This is a genomic window from Achromobacter sp. 1012554356 (assembly GCF_059760815.1).
In genome coordinates, this window is record NZ_JCBANC010000123.1 from 1 (window position 1) to 1,017 (window position 1,017).

At 63.4% G+C, this 1,017-nt stretch carries 1 protein-coding gene; it reads left to right on the forward strand.

All coding sequences use genetic code 11. The features are described 5' to 3' along the window. Window positions 1-1,017, forward strand: a 1,017-nt coding sequence (locus AC6LJW_RS29420; protein ID WP_498088972.1) for a cadherin-like domain-containing protein, incomplete at both ends; no start/stop codon positions are given.

A 1,017-nucleotide genomic window follows, 5' to 3' on the forward strand; every position in this document is an offset into this window, starting at 1 on the left:
CTGACGGTTCGTACTCGTTCAATCCTGGTTCGGCCTTTAACAACCTGGGCGCGAATCAAACCGCGACCAGCTCGATCACCTATACCGTCTCCGATGGCGAAGGTGGCACCAGCACGGCTACGCTCACCGTCACCATCACCGGCACCAACGACACCCCGATCCTGACCCCGGGCGTTACGCTTGACGATCAATCGGGCAACGACGGCCAGGCCATCACCCCGGTCGACATCTCCGGTCAATTCTCGGATGTCGATACCGGTGATGTGCTGACGTACTCGGCCACCGGCCTGCCGCCCGGCCTGACCATCGATCCCAAGACCGGCATCATCTCCGGCACGCTCGACAAGTCGGCCTCGCAAGGTGGCAATGAAGGCGTTTACGCCGTCACCATCACCGCGACCGACAAGAGCGGCGCCTCGGTGTCGCAAGACTTCTCGTGGGACGTGAAGAACCCGGCTCCCACGGCCGTCAACGACACGGACAGCACCAGCCAAGGCGTCAACCTCACCGCCGATGCCGCGCACGGCGTGCTGGCCAACGACACCGATCCGGACGGCGACACGCTGCAGGTTTCGGCCGTCAACGGCCAAGCGACCAACGTGGGCGCAGCGATCACCGGTTCGAACGGTGGCACCTTCACGCTGAACGCTGACGGTTCGTACTCGTTCAATCCTGGTTCGGCCTTCAACAACCTGGGCGCAAACCAGACGGCCACGTCGTCGATCACCTACACCGTCTCCGATGGCGAAGGTGGTACGTCGACCGCAACCCTGACGGTCACGATCACCGGCACCAACGACACCCCGATCCTGACCCCGGGTGTCACGCTTGACGATCAATCGGGCAACGACGGCCAGGCCATCACCCCGGTCGACATCTCCGGTCAATTCTCGGACGTGGATACGGGCGACGTACTGACGTACTCGGCCACCGGCCTGCCCCCGGGCCTGACCATCGATCCCAAGACCGGCATCATCTCCGGCACTTTGGACAAGTCGGCTTCGCAAGGCGGCAATG